Source organism: Mariniflexile ostreae, assembly GCF_042427585.1.
GTDB lineage: Bacteria > Bacteroidota > Bacteroidia > Flavobacteriales > Flavobacteriaceae > Pseudalgibacter > Pseudalgibacter ostreae.
The window spans coordinates 1-562 of sequence record NZ_JBHMFC010000108.1 but is presented as its reverse complement, the minus strand read 5'-3'; the positions used below and the strand labels follow the sequence as shown (position 1 = coordinate 562).

Annotated in this window: 1 protein-coding gene; it reads right to left on the bottom strand. The window is 37.0% G+C overall.

The window, feature by feature from the left end; translation table 11 throughout:
* Nucleotides 1-562: glycoside hydrolase family 2 TIM barrel-domain containing protein (locus ACFFU9_RS16275; protein WP_379862536.1), on the bottom strand; the 562-nt coding region annotated here is incomplete at both ends.

Below are 562 nucleotides of genomic sequence, written 5' to 3'. Positions count from 1 at the left end.
AAATGCCTTGGTCTACCCAATCCCAAATAAAACCACCTTGCATGATGTCGTATTTTTCAATAACATCCCAATAATCTTGTAAATTACCTACACTATTACCCATGCCATGCGCATATTCACATTGAATTAAGGGACGTGTTGGGTTATTTTCTGCATAAGCAATCATTTTTTCAATAGGCCAATACATAGGGGGTTGTATATCTGTATTAGAATATTGTGTAGCACCTTCATACTGTGTTGGTCTTGTAGTATCTTGTGCTTTTAACCATTGGTACGTTGCAAAAAAGTTCTCACCATTTCCTGCTTCATTTCCTAAAGACCATGTTACAATAGATACATGGTTTTTACTACGTTCAAACATACGTATTGTTCTGTCCATGTGCGCCCCTTTCCATTCTGGCAAATAAGCAGGATGCACTGCTTGATCTTTCAAATTATTATTTAATCCTTGGTTGGTTGCTCCCATACCATGGGTTTCAATATTAGCTTCATCCACTACATAAAAACCATATTTATCGGCTAATCTGTAAAAATGTGGATTTTTTGGGTAGTGGCTGCAACG